The 22,727-nt window shown below is 59.8% G+C and carries 16 protein-coding genes and 1 pseudogene; 13 read left to right on the top strand and 4 right to left on the bottom strand.

The genetic code is table 11. The features are described from left to right. The first annotated feature begins 2 nt into the window (after window positions 1–2). From GXP70_RS28785 to nagZ, 7 genes are all read left to right on the top strand, one after another. Window positions 3–2,126, top strand: coding sequence for a glycoside hydrolase family 3 N-terminal domain-containing protein (locus tag GXP70_RS28785; RefSeq protein WP_162360109.1), 2,124 nt, complete (start codon window positions 3–5; stop codon window positions 2,124–2,126). A 26-nt stretch (window positions 2,127–2,152) separates the two neighbouring features. Next, the gene (locus tag GXP70_RS28780) at window positions 2,153–3,064 is read left to right on the top strand and encodes an ABC transporter permease (protein ID WP_162360108.1); all 912 of its coding nucleotides are present in this window, start codon (window positions 2,153–2,155) and stop codon (window positions 3,062–3,064) included. Between the two features lie 14 nt (window positions 3,065–3,078). After that, the gene (locus GXP70_RS28775; RefSeq protein WP_162360107.1) at window positions 3,079–3,951 is read left to right on the top strand and encodes a carbohydrate ABC transporter permease; all 873 of its coding nucleotides are present in this window, start codon (window positions 3,079–3,081) and stop codon (window positions 3,949–3,951) included. A 31-nt stretch (window positions 3,952–3,982) separates the two neighbouring features. Further along, on the top strand, window positions 3,983–5,602 hold the full coding sequence (locus tag GXP70_RS28770) for a type 2 periplasmic-binding domain-containing protein (protein ID WP_162360106.1): 1,620 nt from the start codon (window positions 3,983–3,985) through the stop codon (window positions 5,600–5,602). Window positions 5,603–5,774: 172 nt separating this feature from the next. Further along, the gene (locus tag GXP70_RS28765) at window positions 5,775–6,476 is read left to right on the top strand and encodes a DNA alkylation repair protein (RefSeq protein ID WP_162360105.1); all 702 of its coding nucleotides are present in this window, start codon (window positions 5,775–5,777) and stop codon (window positions 6,474–6,476) included. Window positions 6,477–7,207: 731 nt separating this feature from the next. Further along, complete coding sequence (locus GXP70_RS28760; protein ID WP_162360104.1) at window positions 7,208–8,032, top strand: alpha/beta hydrolase family protein; 825 nt, start codon at window positions 7,208–7,210, stop codon at window positions 8,030–8,032. A 141-nt stretch (window positions 8,033–8,173) separates the two neighbouring features. Continuing rightward, window positions 8,174–9,673 (top strand): beta-N-acetylhexosaminidase, encoded by a 1,500-nt coding sequence (gene nagZ / locus GXP70_RS28755; protein WP_162360103.1) that lies wholly within the window; start codon window positions 8,174–8,176, stop codon window positions 9,671–9,673. Between the two features lie 193 nt (window positions 9,674–9,866). Here the strand turns inward: nagZ and GXP70_RS28750 are convergent, their stop codons facing one another. Then, on the bottom strand, window positions 9,867–10,898 hold the full coding sequence (locus tag GXP70_RS28750) for a LacI family DNA-binding transcriptional regulator (protein ID WP_162360102.1): 1,032 nt from the start codon (window positions 10,896–10,898) through the stop codon (window positions 9,867–9,869). 547 nt (window positions 10,899–11,445) lie between these two features. Between GXP70_RS28750 and GXP70_RS28745 the strand changes: the two genes are divergently transcribed. The 5 genes from GXP70_RS28745 (at window position 11,446) to GXP70_RS28725 (ending at window position 17,619) form a co-directional block, all read left to right on the top strand. After that, window positions 11,446–12,756: a sugar ABC transporter substrate-binding protein gene (locus GXP70_RS28745; RefSeq protein ID WP_162360101.1), complete on the top strand. Its 1,311-nt coding sequence runs from the start codon at window positions 11,446–11,448 to the stop codon at window positions 12,754–12,756. 171 nt (window positions 12,757–12,927) lie between these two features. Next, window positions 12,928–14,241 (top strand): carbohydrate ABC transporter permease, encoded by a 1,314-nt coding sequence (locus GXP70_RS28740; RefSeq protein ID WP_162360100.1) that lies wholly within the window; start codon window positions 12,928–12,930, stop codon window positions 14,239–14,241. Then, window positions 14,238–15,077, top strand: coding sequence for a sugar ABC transporter permease (locus tag GXP70_RS28735; RefSeq protein WP_162360099.1), 840 nt, complete (start codon window positions 14,238–14,240; stop codon window positions 15,075–15,077). Before GXP70_RS28740 ends, GXP70_RS28735 begins: the two co-directional genes overlap by 4 nt. Beyond that, the gene (locus GXP70_RS28730) at window positions 15,074–16,723 is read left to right on the top strand and encodes an alpha-amylase family glycosyl hydrolase (RefSeq protein ID WP_225442595.1); all 1,650 of its coding nucleotides are present in this window, start codon (window positions 15,074–15,076) and stop codon (window positions 16,721–16,723) included. The genes GXP70_RS28735 and GXP70_RS28730 overlap by 4 nt, the downstream gene beginning before the upstream one ends. 143 nt (window positions 16,724–16,866) lie before the next feature. Then, window positions 16,867–17,619, top strand: coding sequence for a GTP cyclohydrolase II (locus tag GXP70_RS28725; protein WP_162360098.1), 753 nt, complete (start codon window positions 16,867–16,869; stop codon window positions 17,617–17,619). 75 nt (window positions 17,620–17,694) lie between these two features. Here GXP70_RS28725 and GXP70_RS28720 read toward each other — a convergent pair whose 3' ends face one another. The 3 genes from GXP70_RS28720 to GXP70_RS28710 all read right to left on the bottom strand — a co-directional run bounded on the left by GXP70_RS28720 (window position 17,695) and on the right by GXP70_RS28710 (window position 21,223). After that, window positions 17,695–19,440, bottom strand: a complete 1,746-nt coding sequence (locus GXP70_RS28720) for a glycoside hydrolase family 13 protein (RefSeq protein ID WP_162360097.1) — start codon at window positions 19,438–19,440, stop codon at window positions 17,695–17,697. A 175-nt stretch (window positions 19,441–19,615) separates the two neighbouring features. Next, entirely contained in the window at window positions 19,616–19,948 is a 333-nt protein-coding gene (locus GXP70_RS28715; protein ID WP_192043404.1) for a YnfA family protein, read from the bottom strand. Between the two features lie 21 nt (window positions 19,949–19,969). Continuing rightward, entirely contained in the window at window positions 19,970–21,223 is a 1,254-nt protein-coding gene (locus GXP70_RS28710; RefSeq protein WP_225442594.1) for an ATP-binding protein, read from the bottom strand. A 935-nt stretch (window positions 21,224–22,158) separates the two neighbouring features. Here GXP70_RS28710 and GXP70_RS30425 point away from each other — a divergent pair. Further along, window positions 22,159–22,318: pseudogene (locus GXP70_RS30425) on the top strand (TetR/AcrR family transcriptional regulator); the annotation flags it as partial. Window positions 22,319–22,727 lie beyond the last annotated feature (409 nt).

Genomic DNA, 22,727 nt, shown 5'->3' with positions numbered 1-22,727 from the left:
CGATGAACGACAATCAATTGCAGCAGCTGCTTCAAGCGATGACGCTGGAGGAGAAGATCGGCCAGCTGACGCAAATCACAGGCGAGCTGTACGTCGGGAAAGTCGATGCGGAGATGGTCGAGACCGGGCCGGAATACGCCAGCCATGTGCTTGGCGACGGCACGCTCTATACGATCGGCAGCGTTATCGGCGCCTCCAGCGCCAAGTTTACGAATCTCATTCAATCCGAATATTTGAAGCAATCCCGGCTGAAGATTCCGCTCTTGTTCATGCACGACGCGATTCACGGCTACAAGACGATTTTCCCGATTCCGCTCGGGCTGTCCTGCAGCTGGGACGAGAACGTGCTGGAGACGGCCGCTGCCGTGACCGCATCGGAGCTCCGGGCATCCGGCATACACGTCAACTTCTCGCCGATGGTCGATCTCGTGCGCGACGCGAGATGGGGCCGGGTGATGGAATCGTTCGGCGAGGATCATCTCTTGTCCGGCAATCTCGGACGGGCGATGATCAAGGGCTATCAGAAGATTCAGGAGGGACGCATCTCGGCGGCCGGCGTCGCGGCGTGCTTGAAGCACTTCGCGGCGTACGGCGCCGGCATCGGCGGCAAGGACTACTACGCCGTCGACATGTCGCTCCGCGAATTCTTCGATTATTACGGCAAGCCTTACGAGATTGCGCTGCAAGAGCAGCCGAAATTCGTCATGAGCTCGTTCAATTCGTTCAACGGCACGCCGGTGACCGCAAGCAAGCGCATGATGAAGGACGTGCTCCGCGACCGGTACGGGTTCGACGAGCTGGTCATCTCGGACTGGGGCGCGGTGGCGGAGTTGCAGAAGCACCGCGTGGCGCACGACGGCAGGGAAGCGGCGGAGCTCGCGATGAACGCGGGCATCGACATCGAGATGGTGTCGACGCTGTATCTGGAGCATTTCGAGACGGTTCTCGCGCAGCATCCTGCGCTGCTGGCCGACATCGACGCGGCCGTTATGAAGGTGCTGCGGCTGAAGAACGAGCTCGGCCTGTTCGAGAATCCGTACGCGAGCGAGGAAGAGGAGCCATCCGTCATCCTGAACGCGGATTTCCTCGCGGCTGCCGAGGACGCGGCGCGCAAGAGCTGCGTGCTGCTCAAGAACGACGGCGATGCGCTGCCGCTGCGCGCGGCGCATAAGCGCATCCTGCTCGTCGGACCGTTCGCCGGCACGAAGGAGCTGCTCGGCAATTGGGCGTGCAAAGGCAGCTTCGACGACGTCGTCTCGCTGGCGGACGGCTTGAAGCAAGCCGACCCGTCGCTGACGGTCGACGTGTGCGAGACGCTGGCGGATTGCCCCGCGGATGTGCTTGAGCGCAGCGATTATATCATCGCTTCGATCGGCGAGTCGTGGACGCTCAGCGGCGAAGGCCACAGCAGCGTCGACATCGGACTGGAAGCCAGCCAGCAGGCGCTGGTGCGGGCCGTGAAAGCGACCGGCAAGCCATACGCCTGCGTCTGCTTCGCCGGTCGTCCGCTGGCGCTGCAGGACATTGCGGACGACATGCCGGCACTGCTCTGGTGCTGGTATCCGGGCACGCGGGCGGGCGCGGCGATCGCGTCGCTGCTGACCGGCCAAGCGACGCCTTCGGGCAAGCTGACGATGTCGTTCCCGCGGCATTCGGCGCAGAACCCGATCCATTACAACGAGTACAGCTCGGGCCGGCCCGCCAACGCGTCGAGCTACAGCAGCCGATATCAGGACTGCGAGCTCGGCCCGCTGTTCCCGTTCGGGCACGGACTGACGTATGCCGGCGCGACATATGCGGACTTCGACATATCGAGCGACGTCATTACGGCCGACAAGCCGGTCAGCGTGTCCTTCACGATTCACAATCCAAGCGGTTACGCCTATCCGGAAATCGCGATTCTCTATATCGAAGACGTCGTCTCCCGGTCGGTTCGCCCGGTCCGCGAGATGAAAGCTTATCAAGTTATTTCCGTACCCGCTCACGGCTCCGTCCGCGCGACGCTGACCGTGACGCTGGAAGACCTGCACTACCTCGATGCCGAGCTGCGGCGGACGATCGAGCCCGGCGCTTTCCGGCTCTATATTAACGATCCGCGGCAGCCGGTATTCACCATCACGCACTAGCGCATCGCCCGAAAGGAGGAAAACGCATGCACCTCAAGTTCATCGACCGGCTCAAAGCGCAGTGGCAGCTGCAGGCCATGGTCTGGCCCGGGATTCTGCTGATGATCGTCTTCTCGTTCATTCCGATGTTCGGTCTGATCATCGCTTTCCAGGATTACTCGCCGCTGGACGGCTTCATGAACTCGGAATTCGTCGGACTCGACAACTTCAAAGCCTTCCTTGGCGACAGCGACTTCTATAACGTGCTCACCAATACGCTCGGCATCAGCGTGCTGAAGCTGCTCATCGGTTTTCCGCTGGAAATCGTACTGGCGATCATGATCAACGAGCTGCGGACGGGCCTGTTCAAGAAATTCACGCAAACCGTCTCGTACTTGCCGCACTTCCTGTCGTGGGTCATCCTGGGCGGCATGTTCATCACGTGGCTGAGCTCGGCGGGATTGGTCAACAGCCTGCTGATGGCGCTTCATCTGACGGACAGCCCGATCCCGTTCCTGACGAACGCGAACGGCTACTGGTGGGTGGCGACGCTCTCCGACATCTGGAAAGAAGTCGGCTGGGGCACGATTCTGTACTTGGCCGCGATGGCGGGCATCGACCCTTCGCTGTATGAAGCGGCGCGCGTCGACGGCGCCAAGAAGCTGAAGCAGATCCGCTACATTACGCTGCCGGGCATCAGTCATATCATCGTGCTGATGTTCGTCCTTCGCGTCGGCTCGGTACTGGGCTCGAACCTGGAGCAGGCATTGGTGCTGCAGAACGGTTCCAACATTCACCGCAGCGAAGTCATCGACCTGTACGTGTATCATCTGGGCTTGACCCAAGGAGACTTCTCGTTCGCGACCGCGGTCGGCATCTTCTCGTCGGTGGTGTCGGTCATCCTGCTGCTCGGGGCCAACTTCCTGACGAAGCGTGTGAACGACAGTTCAATCTTCTAGAAAGGAGCTAGACTATGCCTTTAGCACGGGGAGAAAGATGGTTCCATATTTTCAACGTGATCTTCATGTGCGTCTTCATCGCGGTGATCGTCTTCCCGTTGATCAACGTCGTCGCGCTGTCGCTCAATGACGGCTACGACGCGATGAAGGGCGGCATTTACCTCTACCCGAGGAAATTCACGCTCGTCAACTACGAGACGATCCTGAAGGATACCACGATCTACCGGGCGCTCGGCGTTACGGTCATGAAGACGCTGATCGGCGTCGCCGGCCACTTGATCATTACGGGCATGGCGGCTTACGCGATGAGCAAGTCGAACCTGATCGGCCGCAAGCTGTTCATTCGGCTCGGCATCATCTCGATGTTCTTCTACGGCGGCTTGATTCCGACCTTCCTGGTCATCAAATCGCTCGGCATGGCGAACAATTTCCTGGTGTACATCATTCCGGTGCTGTACAGCTTCTACGATATGATCATCCTGATGAACTTCTTCCGGGGTTTGCCGGAGTCCATCGAGGAATCGGCGAAAATCGACGGCGCGAGCGTGTTCCAGATTTTCTTCAAAATCGTCATGCCCCTGTCGCTCCCGGTATTCGCGACGATCGCGCTGTTCCACGGCGTGTACCAATGGAATGATTTCTTCGTGGCCAAGCTGTATGTCACGGACAAGTCGCTCTACCCGATTCAGTATTACTTGTACCAGCTGCTGACCAGCACGGGAGCCGCCAACGCTTCCAAGGCCGGTGTCTATATTTCTAAAGCGTTCACGACGCAGTCGCTTCAGCAGGCAACGATGATCATCACGACGCTGCCGATCATGGTCGTATACCCGTTCCTTCAGAAATATTTCATCAGCGGCATGCTGGTCGGCGGGGTCAAAGAGTAATGCATCCAGGCATCACGAAAGGGGAAGCAACATGAAAAAGACAGCAACCGTAGCAACGCTCATCGTCAGCGCCCTCGTATTCACCGCTTGCGGCAGCAAGGGCGGCGGAGGCAATCTGGCCGATGCAAGCTTCAAGGTCGACGAGGCGACGCCAAGCTGGAAGACCGACAAATCGACGGCGAATCTCGACTGGTACATCAACTTCGACTGGTTCGCGCAGACATGGGGCAGCGATACGGCGACCAAGTTCATCACGGAGGATACGGGCGTCAACGTCACGTACCAGAACGGCACGGACGACAAGCTCAATACGATGATGGCTTCCGGCGATCTGCCGGACATCATCACGATCGACGGCACGAGCCCGCTGATCAAGGACGCAAGCAAATTCGCGATTCCGCTGGACGAGCTGGCGAAGAAGTACGATCCGTATTTCCTCTCTTCGGCGGCCAAGCCGGAGACGCTGAAGTTCTTCACGCAGGAAGACGGCCATATCTACGGCTACCCGAACTTCTCCAATACGACATCGGACTATGAGAAGGGCGGCATCTACGGCAACCAGGCGTTCATGGTGCGCAAAGACATCTACGAGCAGATCGGAAGCCCGGACATGACGACGCCGGAAGGCTTCACGGCCGCTTTGCAAGCGGTTCAAAAGCTGAATCTGAAGGACGAGCTGGGCAAGCCGGTCGTGCCGTTCGGCACGGAGAACTTCGGCGAAGGCTCGGAGAAGAACGGCGTGTTCGACCGTACGCTCCAGGATTTCCTCGGCGTGCCGATGCTGACCGAAGACGGCAAGTACTACGATCGTCTGACGGACCCGGATTTCCAGAAGTGGCTGAAGGTCATCGTGCAGGCCCGCCAAGCCGGCTTGACGGACAAAGACATGGTCACCATGACGAAGGATGACAAGGATGCGCATTTGACGAACGGCAGCTACTTCGTGTTCTTCGCCAACGACATTATCGGCGAGACGGACCCGATGACGCTGTGGGACAGCGAGCATCCGGATAAGGCATACATCGCCATCGACGGGCCGAAATCGACGATGGGCCGCAAGACGGCGCTGCCTGGCACGTCGATCGAAGGCTGGACGCAGACGTTCATCTCGAAGAGCGCCAAGAACCCGCAGAAGGCGATGGAGCTCGTCACGTACCTCGTCAGCGAATACGGCGACACGGTCATGAACTTCGGCCGCGAAGGCGAGACGTATACGATGAAGGACGGCAAGCCGGTGCTGAACCCGGATCTGCTGCAGCTGAAGCAGACCGACCCGGCGGGCTTCGAGAAGAAAGTCGGCTTGACGACGCATCTGTGGCTGCAGGACAGCGCGCTGCTGTCGCGTCAAATGGGCATCGACCAATTCCCGAAATATTTGCAGCAGGCGAAGCAGTGGACGGTGCCGTATACGGTGCCGCAGTTCGAACTGGCGAGCCTCGACGTCTACCTGTCGCGCGAATCCGCGCGCAACGTGGAGAAGATCAACCAGGAGTGGGCGCAGACGATCGCGAAGATTCTGAACGCCAAGTCCGACGCGGACGTGGATCAAGCGATGGCCGCGTTCGTCAAGTACCGTCAGGACAACGGGTACGACAAGCTGGTTGAAGAACGCAACAAGCAGATCGAATCGAACCAGAAGAAGCTCGACTAGCAGCGGATAGACGCGAAGCGCGGATCGCAGCGTGATGGCGCGGCACGCTTTCGCGGCACTGAACAGCCTTATGCCGGCATATTTTGCCGGCATAAGGCTGTTTGTTCGTGGATGAGCCGGGCGGCTGGCGAGGCTTTTCTGTTATAATTCGTTCCAAAAGGAGGCGCGTGGCATGAAGGAAACGGAAACGGCGGTTGACGCGGCGGCGTACGCGGACAAGCTGGAGGCGCTGCTTCGCAGGCATGCGAATGCCGGGCAGGCGGCCGCGATGAAGGCGTACATGCGGGATCAGTTTGAATTTCTGGGCATTCGCACCCCTGAGCGCAATGCGCTGATGCGGGCATTCATGAAGGAGCATGGCGTACCGTCCGGGGCGGAGCTGGAGGCGACGGTCCGGCGGCTGTGGGCGCTGCCCGAGCGGGAGTTCCCGTACGCGGCGATGACGCTGTTGGAGAAGCGGAAGAAGGAGCTCGGCCCGGCGCAGATCGAGCTGCTGGAATTTCTGGTCACGACCCAGGCCTGGTGGGATACGGTCGACTTGTTGGCGAGCCACCTGGCGGGCGCGTTGTTCAGCAAGCATCCCGAGCTCGTGCCGGCGTATACGGAGAAATGGATCGCCGCGGACAGCCTGTGGCTGCGCCGCAGCGCGCTGTTGTTTCAGCTCGGCTACAAGGGGCGCACCGATGCGGAGCTGCTGTTCGCGCTCATTCGGCGCACGGCGCACGAGAGCGACTTCTTCATGCGCAAGGCGATCGGCTGGGCGCTCCGGGAATACGGCAAAACCGACCCGGCGGCGGTGCGCGCCTTCGTCCGCGACACGGAGCTGTCGCCGCTCAGCGTGCGCGAGGCATTGAAGCATATCGGTGCGGAGTAGGGAGCGCGTGGGGCACGGTTGAGCGGGCTGGGGGAACTGGAGGAGTTGGGCGAGTGGGGATGGGATGTTCGCCGGAAAAGCTGCATGGCGGCAGGAATTGGGCGTGCGATGGGGGCATGTGGCCCGGAAAGTTGCCATGGCGGCAGGAATTGGGCGTGTGATGGGGGCATGTGGCCCGGAAAGTTGCCATGGCAGCAGGAATTGGGCGTGCAGTGGGGGCATGTGGCCCGGAAAGCTGCTATGGCAGCAGGAATTGGGCGTGCGATAGGGGCATGTGGCCCGGAAAGCTGCCATGGCAGCAGGAATTGGGCGTGTGATAGGGGCGTGAGGCCCGGAAAGCTGCCATGGTGGCAAGAATTGGGCGTGTGATGGGGGCGTGACGCCCGGAAAGTTGCCATGGCAGCAGGAATTGGGGCGTGCGATAGGGGCGTGAGGCCCGGAAAGCTGCCATGGTGGCAGAATTATCGCTAAATTTGTGTGCGCACGCTGGAAAAAGCTGCCCAAAGGCAGGAACTCGGCGCTCAACTGTCCTCGACCGCCTAAAAAGCTGCCCAAAGGCAGAAATCCGGCGCCAGAGTGCCAAAGCGTTTTGAGCTCATGCAGACACCCTGGAGCAGCCCGCCCATACGCGCTGCGACTTCGCAGAATGGGCATTGACGGCGGCCGCGTTCCATGCTATTCTTAATTCCAATAAAATAGGTAGGAATTATAGGAATAAGGTGGTGCCGATGATGAATCATCCTATAACGATCAAGAGCGGCGGGCTCGAGTTGGCAGGCGTGCTGCAATATCCCGCCTTGGAAGCCGGAGAGAAGCGCGCGGCGAAATATCCGCTCGTCATCATTTGCCATGGTTTTATCGGCAATCGGATGGGGACGGACCGGCTGTTCGTGGAGGCGGCCGAGCGCTTGACCCAAAGCGGGTATCTGGTGCTGCGTTTCGACCATGGCGGCTGCGGCGAAAGCTCCGGCGACTACGGAAGCGGCGGTCTGGATGAGCTGATCGCCCAGACCCGAACGGTCATCGACTATGCGTCGAGCCTGGACTTGGTGGACTCGGAGCGGCTGATTCTCCTGGGCCACAGCCTCGGCGGCGCGGTCGCGGTGCTTACGGCGGCGCGGGATTCGCGCGTGAAGTCGCTCGTCCTGTGGGCGCCCGTCGCGCATCCGTACATGGATATTCGCAATATCATCGGCACTAAGGCGATCGAGGAAATTGATACCGTCGGCAGAACCGATCATAAGCATTACCAGTTCACGAAGCGGTTCACCGACTCCCTTGCGCAATACCAGCCGTTAACGGAGACGCGCGGGTACGGCGGCGACGTGCTGATCGTGCACGGCACGGCCGACACGGTCATCCCGGTAGACTACTGCTTCCTGTATCAGAAAATGTTCTGGCTCCGCAAAGAGGGCAACTGCGACAAGGAAATCATTCTGCAAGGCGACCATACCTTCTCCAGCAAAGAATCGCGCGACGCGCTGCTCGATATCTCGCTCCGCTGGATCGATGCCATCGGCAAGCGCCGCAACGATTGGAGTCTCTGGACCATATAGCGTGATGGGGCTTCGCGGCCGTTTATACCCATAATGGGTATAGGCGGCCTTTTGTCATGCCGCTGCAACATTTTCGGTAACTTTTTTCGTCTTGTAGGGTAAGACTAATAAGTGACATTATCGAAATGAGTGGTGGCATAGATGCGAAAAATATTGTTGGCTCTGCTGATGCTGTCGGTCGGCTTGGCGGGTGGCTGCGGATCGGCGGGCGACCGGGAAGGGACGAATGCCGGCAATTCATCGGCGCAGCCGCCCGGGCAATCGGGCAACGCCGGCAATACGCCGGCCGTGCAGCCGGGCAACGCCGGCAACGCGCCGACGGAGCCGCCCGGGCAATCGGGCAACGCCGGCAATCCGCCGGCCGAGCAGCCGGGCAACGCCGGCAACGCGCCGACGGAACAACCCGGGCAGCCGGGCAATGCCGGCAACGCGCCGACGGAACAACCCGGGCAGCCGGGCAATGCCGGCAACGCGCCGACGGAGCCGCCCGCGCAACCGGGCAATGCCGGCAATACGCCCGCAACTCCGCCGGCAACGCCGACAACGGCAGAGCTCGTCGCGCAGAAGCTGAGCAAGATGACGCTGGACGAGAAGCTTGGCGAGATGATCATCGCCGGGCTGGACGGCACTTCGGCCAGCGCGCAGACGAAGGCGATGATTCAGGAGCAGCACATCGGCGGTTTTATTTTCTATAAGAACAACATAACGACGCCCGCAAGCGTCGCCGCTTACGTCAATCAGCTCAAAGCGTGGAACAAGGCAAACTCTTCGCCGCTGCTCATCACGGTCGACCAGGAGGGCGGGCGCGTTAGCCGGCTGCCGGGGCTGCTGAAGATTCCTGCGGCGAGGGTCATCGGCGACACCGGGGATACGAAGTACGCGGCCGCCATCGACGGCGCCATGGGCCAAGCGAGCAAGCTGATGGGTTTCAACGTGGATTTTGCCCCGGTACTCGACATTAACAGCAATCCGAAGAACCCGGTCATCGGCGACCGGTCTTACGGTACGACCGCGAAGAAAGTGACGTCTATGGGGCTGGCCGCAATGGAAGCGATCCGGAAGCAAGGGGTGATTCCGGTCGTGAAGCATTTTCCGGGCCATGGAGATACGGCGGTAGACTCTCATCTGGAGCTGCCGGTCGTGAACAAGACGCTGGCCCAGCTGAAGGCTTTCGAGTGGCTGCCGTTTCAGGCGGCAATCAAGGACGGCGTCGACATGGTGATGGTCGCGCATATTTTGTTCCCGAAGATCGATGAGAATGTCCCGGCCTCGTTGTCGAAGACAATCATTACGGATGAGCTGCGCGGCGAACTGGGCTACCGGGGGGTCGTCATTTCGGACGATATGACGATGGGCGCGATCGCCAACCATTTCGGGCTGGCGGAGGCTGCGGTCACGTCGGTCAAGGCCGGAAGCGACATCATCTTGCTTGCGCACGGCTACGAGGATGCGACGACGGTGCTTAACGCCTTGAAGCAAAGCGTGCAGAAAGGTCAGCTGACGGAGAAACGCATCGACGAGAGCGTCACTCGCATTCTGACGCTCAAGCTTCATTACAAGCTGAGCGATGCTGCCGTCTCCGCGCATCCCGACGTCAGCGGCGTGAACGCGGCCATCAAGAAGGCGATCGCCGCTCACTGACGCGAACGCGCCCGCCGTTGCGGAGGAATAAATAACGCCAACCAGCGCCGCGTGGCCGGGACTCTGCAGCGTCCGCAGCGTGCTGATCGGCGGCCGCAAGCCGCCGCAATCGCAAAAAACCGCGCCGCCTCCGGAATCTTTCCGGCAAGGCGGCGCGGTTTTTTGTCATGCGGCGCGCGGGATAGGTTCGCGATTACCCTCGATTGACGCTCGGCGAAATCGACGATTCCCGAACGATCAGACGATGAGGGATGATGATCTGCTTCTGGCTCAGCGGCTCGTCCTGAACGACGCGCAGCAGCGACTGCGATGCGGTGTAGCCGAGCTGATACGTGCCGATGTCGATGGAACTGATCGGCGTCGACGCGAGCTCGCTGAGCGGAATGTTGTTGAAGCTGACGAGGCAGATGTCGCCGGGCACGCTGTAGCCGAGCTCGGTCAAGCCGCGCAGCACGCCGAAGGCGAGCAGGTCGTCGAACACGACGAGCGCGGTCGGCCGCTCCGGCAGGCTCATGAAGAACGACATGGCCCGGAAGCCGCTTTCCTGCAGCAAATCCCCCTCGATCACCCATTCCTGGCGGAATTCCAGCCGATGGTCCCGCAGCGCTTTGCGGTAGCCGGTCAGCCGGTCCTGGGAGACGACGAGATTCGGCGGACCGCTGATGAATCCGATCCGGGTATGGCCCTGCGCAATGAAATGGTTCGTCGCGTCGGCGGCGGCCTGAATATTGTTGTTGTCGATGGAGAGCACGTTCGGATACTCGTCGCTGCGTCCGATCAGGACGAACGGGAATTGATGCTCTTGGAGAAAGCCGATGATCGGATCCGACGTCCGCGAGGACAGCAGCAGGATGCCGTCGATGCGGTGGCCGAGCACGAGGCGGGATATCGTCTCGAGCTCGGTCGATTCCGACGTCACCGTCGTCAGCAGCATATCGTACCCGGCGCGGGCCGCCTGCGTGACGATCCCCCGAATCAATTCCCCGAAGAAGAAGTTCGCGAACAGCTCCTCGGCGGGCCGAGGCAGCAGAATGCCGAGCGTCTTCGTCGTCTTGGAGACAAGGCTCTTCGCCATAATATTCGGATGGTAGTCCAGCTCCGCCATGATGGCCTTCACCCGCCGCGACGTCTCCTGGCTGATGCGCGGATGATTGGACACGACGCGCGAGACCGTCGATGGCGAAACGCCGGCAATCCGCGCGACATCTTTAATCGTAACCGACATAAGGAAATTCCCCCGATGCAGTGCGGAAACGAGAAATACGCGGATGCGCAAACGTGTGCACTGCACTTGTTTATTTAGTAATCCATATCAGGTAACCATGTAATCGTCTAATTCTATTAGAGTATAGCATTGAAAAGATTTTCATGCACATTTTTAATTTATTGCGCATTCGGGCGTAAAACAGTGGATTTTAAAGCATGACGATCATTTATCGGCGTTAATGAGCTGCGCAAACGTTTTCCCATTCGAATTCGCTTGTTGTATGATGAAACCGTTGAAAAAACGCTTTCTTCTCCTTGGAATACCGCTGGAATGTGGTTGAAGTGCCTCTTCATGCCCGTTTGTTCAAACGTTTGCGCAAGCTTTAAAAGGTACAATGCATCGCGTTTGCAAGCTTTTCTAAAGGCGTGCCGAGCTGGCATTCGAGCCTTTTCATAGGATTCCGAGTATTGGATACCCTAGGCGTAGCCGGTTACAAGACGGGACAGAGGCGTTGTCGCATTGCCTGGCACTTAACTTGATCTACATGAGAGGGGTTCTTGTACAGATGAAAAAAACCGTATCCTTGCTGATGGTATTGACGCTTGCCGCTACGATGACCGCTTGCGGGGCGAAAGAGAACAACGCCGGCAACGCCAATAATGCGGGCACGACCAATAACGGCGCAGCGAACAACGGCACGAACGCCGGAGGCGAAGAGGCCGAACTGACGCCTGAACCGGGCGCTACTTTGCTCGTATGGGAAGCGAAGGAAGAACGCCCGTTCGTTGAGAAAATGATGAAGGAATTCACGGAGAAATACGGCGTGAATGTCAAAATGGAAGAAATCGGCGCCGGCGACCAGGTCGCGAAGCTGACGACGGACGGTCCTGCGGGCATCGCTGCGGACGTCGTGCTGTTCCCGCACGATAACCTGGGCAAGGCGGTTTCCGCCGGTCTCGTGCTGCCGAACGACGAGTTCGAAGACGAAGCGAAAGCGGAGAACAGCGAAATCGCGGTCAACGCGGTAACGTACGACGGCATTCTCTACGGCTATCCGCGCGCGGTCGAGACGTATGCGATGTTCTATAACAAGGACCTTATCGCGAACCCGCCGGCAACGTTCGACGAAGTGAAGGCGTTCGCCAAAACGTTCAACGACAAGAAGAACAACAAGTACGCGTTCATGTGGGATATCGGCAACTTCTACTTCAGCTATCCGTTCCTTGCAACGACGGGCGGTTATGTATACGGCAACAACGGCCAGGACAAGAACGACATCGGCCTGAACAATGATGGGGCCGTTCAGGGCGCAACGTACTTCGCATCGCTCAAGAAGGACGTGCTTCCGCTGAAGTCCGGCGACGTGACGTACGACATCAAGAAGGGCCTGTTCACGGGCGGCACGCTCGCGATGAATATCGACGGCCCGTGGGCGATCGGCGACATCAAGAAGTCCGGCATCAATTTCGGCGTCGCTCCGATTCCGAGCATCGACGGCAAACCGTCCGTTTCATTCTCCGGCGTGAAAGCGTGGTACGTCAACTCGTTCACGAAGTACCCGAATGCGGCGAAGCTGTTCGCGCGATTCGCTTCGACCAAGGAAGCGCAGCTTGACGATTTCGCGCTGACAGGCGCGATTCCGGCGAACAAAGAAGCGACGGAGGATCCGAAGATCCAAAACGACCCAACGGTCAAAGCGTTCGTCGAGCAGTTCAAGAACTCGCAGTACATGCCGTCGATTCCCGAAATGGCCAACGTATGGACGCCGATCGGCGCTGCGCTGTCCGACATCTGGAACACCGGCAAGGATCCGAAGGCGACGCTCGATAACGCGGTTAAGCAAATCCAGGACGCGAACGCGGCGGCTTCCAAATAAGGAGACCGGCAAGCGAACCGTCCGCCGTAAGCGATCGACACGATCAATAAGCGTTCAATAAGCGAAAACAAGCCATAAATAAGCGATCCATAAGCCGTCACCCGCCTCCGATTCGCAGGGGCGGGTGACGCAACGTTAATCTCGAAAACCGGAAGGGAGTTGGGGGTGGGGATGCGGAGCCATCAAAGAACTGCATCGATTTTATCCGTTATCATCATGGGCCTGGGGCAGTTGTACAACCGCCAATTCGTGAAGGGCATTCTGCTGCTTTGCGTGGAAATCATGGGCGGCTACTATTTCGTCATGCGCCTGCCGCATGCCGTCTGGGGATTGGTTACGCTCGGCGAAGTGCCGACGCATCTCGTGAAGATCGGCAAGCGCTACAAGAACGTCGTCGGCGACCATTCGGTCAATTTGCTGATCGGCGGCCTTGTCATTTTGATTTTGTTCGCCTTGTTCGTCATCGTCTATGTCATGAACGTCAGGGATGCGTACCGAACCGGCAAGCAGCGGGACGAAGGCATCGCGCCGTCATCGTTCAGAGCGTCCATGAGCTACGTGGCGGACAGACGGTTCCCGCAGCTGCTGCTGACGCTGCCGGCGATCTCCGTCTTGTTCCTTACGATTATGCCGATTCTGATGGCGGTTCTGCTCGCCTTCACGAACTATTCCGCGCCGGAGCATATTCCGCCGGCCAAGCTTGTCGATTGGGTCGGGTTCCAGACCTTCATCGATTTGCTCTCGCTTAAGACGTGGAGCCACACGTTCTACGGCGTCTTCGTCTGGACGGTCATTTGGGCGGTTATCGCCACGGTCACCACGTACTTCGGCGGCCTGCTCGTCGCGCTGCTGATCGACCAGAAGGGCATTCGCTTCAAAGGGCTGTGGCGCTCGCTCTTCATTATTCCGTACGCCATTCCGCAGCTGATCTCGCTGCTCGTCATGCGCAACCTGTTCAACGGCCAATTCGGGCCGATCAACCAATACCTCAGCTATTTCGGCCTTGGCAAGGTGCCTTGGCTGACGGATCCGACCTGGGCGAAGGTCACGGTTATTCTCGTCAACATGTGGGTCGGGATTCCGGTGTCCATGGTGCTCATTCTCGGGGTGCTGACCGCCATTCCGAAAGACATGTACGAAGCCGCCGAAGTGGACGGCGCAACGGCGTTCCAGAAGCTGCGCGTCATTACGCTGCCGTTCGTGTTCTTCGCGACGACGCCGATTCTCATTACGCAGTTCGCCGGCAACATCAACAATTTCAACGTCATCTTCCTCCTGACCAACGGCGATCCGGTCAACGGGGACTATCAATACGCGGGCAGCACGGACCTGCTCGTCACCTGGCTGTACAAGCTGACGTTGAATAACAACAAATATAATTTCGCATCGGCGATCGGCATTATCATCTTCGTCATCGTGGCTTCGCTCTCGATCTGGAGCTACCGCCGTTCGCGTTCGTTCAAAGAGGAGGATATGATCCAATGAGCATGAAGTCGAGGAAAGCGCTCCGGCTCGCCGTGTCGTATGTCATCCTGGTCATCCTTGCCGTCGCGGCGGTCTATCCGGCGGTGTGGGTGCTGTTCTCGGCCCTTCGTCCGGGCAGCTCGCTATTCAGCAAATCGTTCTTTCCGTCGCATCCGACGTTCACGCACTTCAAGGAGCTGTTCACGTCGCCGAGCTTCCAGTTCGGACGGTGGTACTGGAATACGCTGAAGATCGCGACGATGTCGATGATCCTGTCGACGCTGCTGACGACGCTCAGCATGTACGCCTTGTCGCGTTTCCGCTTCAAGGGCCGCAAGACGATACTGACGACGATGCTCGTGCTCGGCATGTTCCCGGGCTTCATGAGCATGGTGGCCATCTATATCCTGCTGCTGCAGCTCGACCTCTTGGACACGCATACGGCGCTTGTGCTCGTCTATTCATCAGGCTCGGTGCTGGGCGGCTTCATCGTCAAAGGCTTCTACGATACGATCCCGCGGAGTCTTGACGAGGCGGCGCGCATCGACGGCGCGAGCCACCTGACGATCTTCTGGCGCATCATGCTGCCGTTGTCCCGTCCGATGCTGACTTACATCGGCCTGACCACGTTCACGGCGGCCTGGGTCGATTTCATTTTCGCGCGGCTCGTGCTGCGCTCGAAGGAGAAATGGACGCTCGCCGTCGGCATGTGGGACATGGTCGCGAACTTCCAGAACAGCAACTTCACGCTGTTCGCAGCCGGCGCCGTGCTGATTGCGATTCCGATCATGATCCTGTTCGCCTTCCTGCAGAAGTTCCTGGTTCAAGGCTTGACGGCGGGGGCTTCCAAAGGATGACCAAGCCGGCGCTGGGCAAACGCTTGATTATGCGCGGTGCCGGTTGGGCGGCTGCGGCCGCGCTTCTCCTCGGCACGATGGGCTGCTTCAGCGCGGGCCGGCATGTCGAAGAGCAGATCGCGGCGGGCAGCACCGGCAAGAAAACCGCGTCCGCGGTTCAGGTCGACGAGCAGCCGGGCACCGTGTATTACGAGATATTCGTACGCTCCTTCTACGACTCGAACGGCGACGGCATCGGCGACTTGAACGGCGTGACGGCCAAGCTGGATTACTTGAAGGAGCTCGGCGTCGGCGGCATCTGGCTGATGCCGATCAATCCGTCTCCGAGCTACCACGGTTATGACGTTACCGATTATTACGGCGTCAACAAAGATTACGGCACGCTGGGCGACATGCAGAAGCTGCTCGGCGAGGCGCATAAGCGCGGTATCAAGGTCATCATGGACCTCGTGCTGAACCATACGAGCAGCGAGCATCCGTGGTTCAAGGCGGCGCTTACCGATCCGAACAGCAAGTACCGCAGCTGGTATCATATTGAGCAGAAGGACGCGCAGGTTCCGTCCGACGGCGCCGTCGGCGGAGACCCGTGGCACCCGCATGGCAGCGAGAAATATTTGGGCGTCTTCTGGGAGGGCATGCCGGACCTGAATCTGGACGAGCCGGCGGTGCGCGGCGAGCTGATCCGGATCGGCAGCTTCTGGCTGGAGCAGGGCGTCGACGGATTCCGGATGGACGCGGCCAAGCATATCTACGGGGATTTCGCTTCGACGATCGACACCGACGCGGTGAAGGCGAGGAATCTGAAGTGGTGGCAGGATTTCCGCGCCGGAATCTCCGGCACGAAGAAGAACGCCTACATCATCGGCGAGGTGTGGGATTCCCCGGCCGTCATCGCCCCGTATCTGGACAAGGCGTTCGATTCCGCCTTCAACTTCGATGCGGCGAAGAAGCTGCTTGCCGGCGCCGCTCAGGAGCAGAACCCGGACATTGCCTTCACGCTGCAGCGGATCTATGACATGTACGACAAATCGTCGGGCGGCGCGTTCCTCGATGCGCCGTTCCTCAGCAATCACGACCAGAACCGGACGATGAGCGAGCTGGATGGCAGCGTCGATCATGCCAAGATGGCGGCCGCGCTGCTCCTGACCTTGCCCGGCAATCCGTTTATCTACTACGGCGAAGAGCTCGGCATGAAGGGGATGAAGCCGGACGAGTCGATCCGCGCGCCGTTCCCCTGGTACAGGACGGCGGGGGGCGGCGAAGGCCAGACCTCCTGGGAAACCGACCTGTACAATCCGACGCCGGATAAGGTGTCGGCGGAAGCGGAAGAGGCCGATCCGAATTCACTGCTCGCCCGCTACAAGCAGCTGCTTGCCTGGCGCAGCCAGCTGCCCGTTCTGCGGGACGGAACGATCGCCGATTTCGAACAGGGCAATCCGGCGGTCGCGGCGTATTACCGCGTCACGAAAGCCGAACGGATGCTGGTCGTGCACAACCTGTCCGGCCAGAAGCAGACGGTCGATTTGACCCAAGCCTTCGAAGCCGGGCGCGGAGCGGCGGCGATCGTCCGCGCAACCGACGACGGGGCCTCGCTGAAGTCGGGCAGCTTGAAGCTGCCGCCTTACGGCACCGCGCTCGTGCAATAAATATGTGACCGGGAAAGCCGAATAGGCCGTTCCCGCCGGACGCAGTGCGCGTTTGGCGGGGACGGCTTTATTTTTTGCAAACGGAGGGAATCCTACCGTATACGGACCTGAGCGAAAGCTAACGCAAGTCAAGGAGGACGTCCATGCCTGTCATCGATGAGAATATCGTCTCCATGCTGGATCGGAATATCGAGACGATCAAGGGGAAGAACGGCACGATTATTGTGGTGGGTCCTATCCGGCTTCCGGTCAATCTGGACGGGGAGACGGTGCAGTTTCAGTGGTATTGCTGGCTTCCCTGCAGAGATCTCGTCCATAAGGAAGGCGGCTGCAAGGAGAAGGAACGGACCGAGTTTCTGATCGAGCAGCTGTCGGCTTCGAATTTGGCGGAGAAGCAGCAGTCGAGCGTGCTCGTGTACGGCGATTTCGCGAACGCCGACGATGCGCTGATTCGGATGCACAGCATCTGCCATACCGGCGATATTTTCGGCAGCAAACGCTGCGATTGCGGCTATCAGCTGCATCAATCGATGCAAATGATCGTCAAGCACGGAACGGGGGCGCTCTTCTACCTGGCCAATCACGAGGGGCGCGGAATCGGGCTGTTCAGCAAGGCGATGGCTTACCTGCTGCAGGAGAAGGGCTACGATACGGTGGAAGCGAACTTGGAGCTCGGCTTCAAAGACGATGCGCGGAGCTACGACGACACGTTGGTCGTGTTGAAGCATTTGCGAAGCAAGCCGGTCACGCTGATCACGAACAATCCGCGGAAGCTGGAGGCGCTCAAGGCGTCCGGCATGAACGTCGGCGGCCGCGTGCCGCTGTGGGGCGATATTTCGGAATTTAACCGCAAATATTTGCAGACGAAAGTAAACCGGTCGGGGCATTTGCGATAACAACGCACAAGAGCGAGAAGGGGCGGGGATGCCCGCCCCTTCTCGCTCTTGTTGTTTTATTCCCATCACAGCGTTCTATTTCAATTGCTTGTACACCGCGAAGCCGCCGGCTTCCAGCTCGATCGCCAGCGAATTCTTGTGTGCGGCCGCCCTGTGTCCCGTGAAGGCGTCCTGCCAATCGCCGCCCGCGCCGTGAATGTTCAGCTCGCGGCTCGCGGTACCGGCGTTCATGGCGATGATGAATCGCTCGCCGCCGCCGCGTCGCTCATATGCGATGGCGGCATCGTCCGCTTCCGCGTGCAGGAACGCAAAGTCCATGCCGCGCAGCGCGGCATGCTCCTTGCGCAGCGCGATGAGCGCGCGGTAGAAGCGCAGCAGGCCGCCGTTCTGCTGCCGCTCGTCCCACACCATGCACTGCCTGCAATCCGGGTCGCCCTTACCGGACATGCCGACTTCGTCCCCGTAATAGATGCACGGCGTGCCGGGATACGTGAACTGGAACAGCGCGGCCAGCTTCATGCGGCGCTCGTCGCCGCCGGCCAGCGTCAGCAGGCGCGGCGTGTCGTGGCTGTCCAGCAGGTTGAAGGCCGCCTCCGACACCTGCTGCGGATAATTAGCCAGCTGGGTGCCGATGGCGTTCGCGAAGCTGCGGCCGTCCAGCTTGCCGTAAGCGGCGTAGTCCAGGACGGCGTTCGTGAACGGGTAATTCATGACGGCGTCGAACTGGTCGCCCTGCAGCCACATCATGGAATCATGCCAAATCTCGCCCAGGATGTACGCGTCGGGATTGACCTTCTTGACCGTGTCGCGGAATTCCCGCCAGAACGCATGATCCACCTCGTTGGCGACGTCCAGCCGCCAGCCGTCGATGCCGATTTCCTCGACCCAGTAGCGGGCCACGTTCAGCAGGTATTTCTTGACGTCGGGATGCTCGGTGTTCAGCTTCGGCATGATCGGCTCGAACGCGAACGTGTCGTAGGTCGGGATGCCGTCCTCGACGCGCAGCGGCCAATCGCGGACGTGGAACCAGCCGGCGTATTCGGAATCCGCGCCTTTCTCCTTCGCGTCCAGGAAGGGGGCGAAGGTCGCGCCCGCGTGATTGAACACGGCGTCGAGCAGCACCTTGATGCCCCGCTCATGGCAGCGTTCGATGAGGCTTCGCAGCAGCTCGTTGGAACCGAAATGCGGATCGACCTTCATATAATCGCGCGTGTCGTATTTGTGATTCGTCGTCGCTTCGAACACGGGGGTGAAATAGATCGCCGTAATGCCGAGCGTCTGCAAATAATCCAGATGGTCGATGACGCCCTGCAGATCGCCGCCGAAGAAATTGCCCGGCGTCGGCTTCGCGCCCCACGGCTCGATGTGTTCCGGGTTCAAATCGGGATCGCCGTTCGCGAACCGTTCCGGGAAGATCTGATAGAACACCGCGTCCTTGACCCATGCCGGCGGCTCGAAAACATCCGCCGGGTTAATGAACGGGAAGTCGAAGAACGTCAAGCAATCGTCCGGCAGCCGGTCGGCGAAGCCGCTCTCCGTCATATACAGCTCGGTCTTGTCTTGCTTGAAACCGAAGGCGTAGCGCAGCCGTCTGAACGGCGGCTCCGCCTCGGTCTCCCAATAGTCGAACAGCGCGTCCGAGGCGAAGATGCGCATGTCGAGCGTTTGTTTCGTTTTGTCCCAGGCATACTTATCTCCGGCGATCGCCTGCACGGCGTCCATGTCGCCGCGTTTGGTGCGGACCCGCAGATGGAGCGTGGAGCGGTCGTAGGCGTAAGCCCAGTTTTGTTTCGGGCGATGGTAGATGGCTTCGAGCAGCATGGATGATTCACTCTCCTGATCGTGATGTCTTGCTGTCTTGCTGAGCATGAAGCTTGCGCCCGTTATGCAAAAAAGGTACATCCTCATCATGATCGACGAGGATGTACCTTCCGGTAGCAGGGCCTTTGTATTGCCTCTAGTATACCACGAACCAGGCCGGTTATGCATGCCGGATTTAGGCGGCGCCCCGGGGAGCCCAGAGCATGATGGCGACGCCGGCGATGCACACGGCGGCGCCGACCCAGTCGTAGACGTCCGGCGCCTTGCGGTCGACGAGCCAGCCCCAGAGCACGGCGAGCACGATAAACACGCCGCCGTAGGCGGCATAGACGCGCCCGAACGAGGGGAAACTCTGGAACGTCGGAATGACGCCGTACGCGACCAGCACGAGGCTGCCGACGAGTCCGAACCAGAGCGGGCGGGCTTCCTTGAGCCACAGCCAGACGAGGTAGCCTCCGCCGATTTCGGCGAGGCCGGCAATCAGGAAGAGCAGTATGGCGATGATCACGGACGGTGCTCCTTTCGGCGGCTAGGCATGGACATGGATGTTCAATGCAGGGTAAGTCGCACGGATCGCTTCGGCTCGCGCCTCGATTAACGCCAGGTCGAAGCGTCCGCTGAACAGCTCCGGATCGGGCTCGAACGTCACGCTCGTTCCGGTCTCGTTCGTCGTTCCGATCGTGAGCAGCGGATGCTGCGGAATGCCGTGCTTGTAGCTTTGGCGCGAAATTCGGCCTTCCCGCCGGATTTCCACTTGCAGCTGCGCGGCCATGGCGTTGACGACGGGCATGGTGATGCCTTTGGCGCCGCCGGAAACCGTGACTTCCGCGCTCCGGACGGCCAGCTGCCGCAGGTCCGTCATCACGCTGTGAAGCCAAGTGCGGTCCAAGCCGTCGAGCAGCGAGGCCGGGATGCCGCGGCCATTGTCCGCGATCGTGACGGACGCTCCGTGCAGGAACAGATGAACATCGCTGCAGTGGCCTGCTTCATGCTCCATCAGGGCGTTCTCCAACACCGCCCACAGCAGGGCGTGCGGGTCGTATCCGGCGCTGTCAGCCGCTCCGAGATAGTCGCCGGCGCGTTCGCGAGCCGTCGTCATCTCGATATAATCGCTCGTGTCGCTGAGTTCATCCGCCGCCGCCAGCAGCAGCAGGAGCGGAAGCATGCGCTGCGGCTGCACGGCGTATGTGCCGCCCCGCTCTCCCTGCCGCAGCAGATCGGCGCCGGCCATCGCCTTGACATGGTGATACAGCTGGCCGGTCGTGCCCATCTGCAGCTGTTCGACAAGGGCGCTGCCGGTCTGCGGCCTTAGGAGCAGCGAGCGCAGAATGTCCAGCCGCTGCTTATGTCCGAGCGCCGCCAAAATCTTGGCCGCCCGTTCGCTGTCGAACCGCAGCAGCTGTTCCGCGGTCCGCTCTTGCGGCTCCCACTTCAGCAGCGCATGCGCATGCTCGAAGGTGCCGGCGAAGTGAAGCGACCCGCGAGGAGCTTCCGGCCCGCTGTCGCGGGAGGGGGCGGCTGCGGTGGCGGCTGAGTCGCCGGCGCCGGTAGGGCCTTGGCCGCCAGGCAGGCTGGCAGGGCCGGGAAGGATTGTGGCGCCGGACGTTCCGGCCGCGCCAGAGAAGCTTGCCGCGCCGGATGGGCTCGGCGCGGCGGCATGCGGGTTGGCGGCGCTGCTGCTCCGCGCGTCGAGCGCCTGCTTGAGCTTCTCTTGAAGCTGCGCGAACTGCGTTTTCAATTCATCCAGCTCGGCTCCGAAATTACGCTGCTCGTTCATGTTCATCCATCGATCACCTCGATAAAGTGTTTTGAACAAAATTATCTAATTACGTAATTACATAATAACATAATAAGGAATGCATTACCAGCGTTTGGCGGGCGGCAGTGAGGGAATTTTATGTGTGGCAGCAAATCTGGGCAGGAGCCGCCTGCCCGAATTGGCAGGGCTTGCGGAGGGCGCGCGCTGGTCAATGCGGATGTCACCAAGATGTTCGAAGGGGAAGCGGGCTGTCGGATTAGCCAAAGATGGTGTCTTAGGGAGGCAGCTTCATTCGACGTCGAGCCGGGCAACTGCACGGTTCATTCGTTTGGTGGCGATGCATGAACGATCCTTATCGACCGGTAAACCCAATCGTTGCAGCTTGTTAGACTTAGTTGAAGTCGGAGGAATGTAGTGCGCTCGTACAAAACTGAGCAGTGACGAAGCGGAGCATATAGTGTGTCCAGTGCACCGCATAGACGGAACCTCAACAGAGTTAGTTGAGTAAAGAGGTACACACAGAACACTATACTGGCGAAAAACCGGTGCATTCGAGCAAAGAGGTGCACCCAGTACACTACATTGGCGGAAACCAGTGGATCCGAGCAAAGAGGTGCACCCAGTACACTACATTGGTGAAAAACAGGCGGATGTCGAGCGAAGAGTTGCACCCCGTGCACTGCATTCCGCCACCAAGCTAAGCATGGCGCAGAAGAGTCCGGTCGGCAGGCACAGCACGCGCAGCTCATGCGCGGACATGACCGTTCCGGAGCTGCTCCGCACCGTGATCGCTCCTATTCGAAAAGCTAGGCGGCAGCACGCTACAGGCATCCCTCTCTTGTTCCAGCCATAACCATTGACATCTGCCGCCCCCGCGGGTTACTATACGAGATATTGGCTAACTAACATTCGTTAGGCGAATCAATACTGCTCTTCTTTATCCCATAGGAGTGAATCATATGACCGCAATCCGATTAAAACAAGCCGCCCTGACGCTGTTCGCGGAGTCGGGCTACGACGGCGTCTCCTTGTCGGAGATCGCCAAATCCGTCGGCATCAAGACGCCGTCGATCTATGCGCATTTCGAGTCCAAAGAACAGCTGTTCCTCGAGCTGGTGGCAGACGCGGTACAAGAAGAACACGAGAAGTTCATGCTGCTGTTCAAGCAGATGGCGGATCGGCCGCCGATCGAGCGGTATTACGCGATCTTCCGCTTCTACACCGATCTCGACGAGCTGTCGAAGGGACAATCGTTCCTCAGGCGAACGATGCTCATGCCGCCCCGGAACGTGGAGGAACGGCTGCGGAGGACGTTCGCCGTCTACGAGGATGGCGTTACCGCCCCCATGACCGGGCTGCTGCGCGAATGCGCCGGCCCGGGAGCCTTCGACGACGCGCAGGTCGAACGGCTGCTGGCGCTGTTCTATGCCGCGATCGACGGGCTGCTTGTGGAACATAAGCTGTACGATACGGAGCATTATCGCCGCCGGCAGGCGCTAATATGGGAATGGCTGCAGGATTCGCTGCG

The organism is Paenibacillus lycopersici (assembly GCF_010119935.1).
Classification (GTDB): domain Bacteria; phylum Bacillota; class Bacilli; order Paenibacillales; family Paenibacillaceae; genus Paenibacillus_Z; species Paenibacillus_Z lycopersici.
Note: the sequence above shows the minus strand (reverse complement) of the source record. Positions and strands in the feature narration are given on the sequence as shown.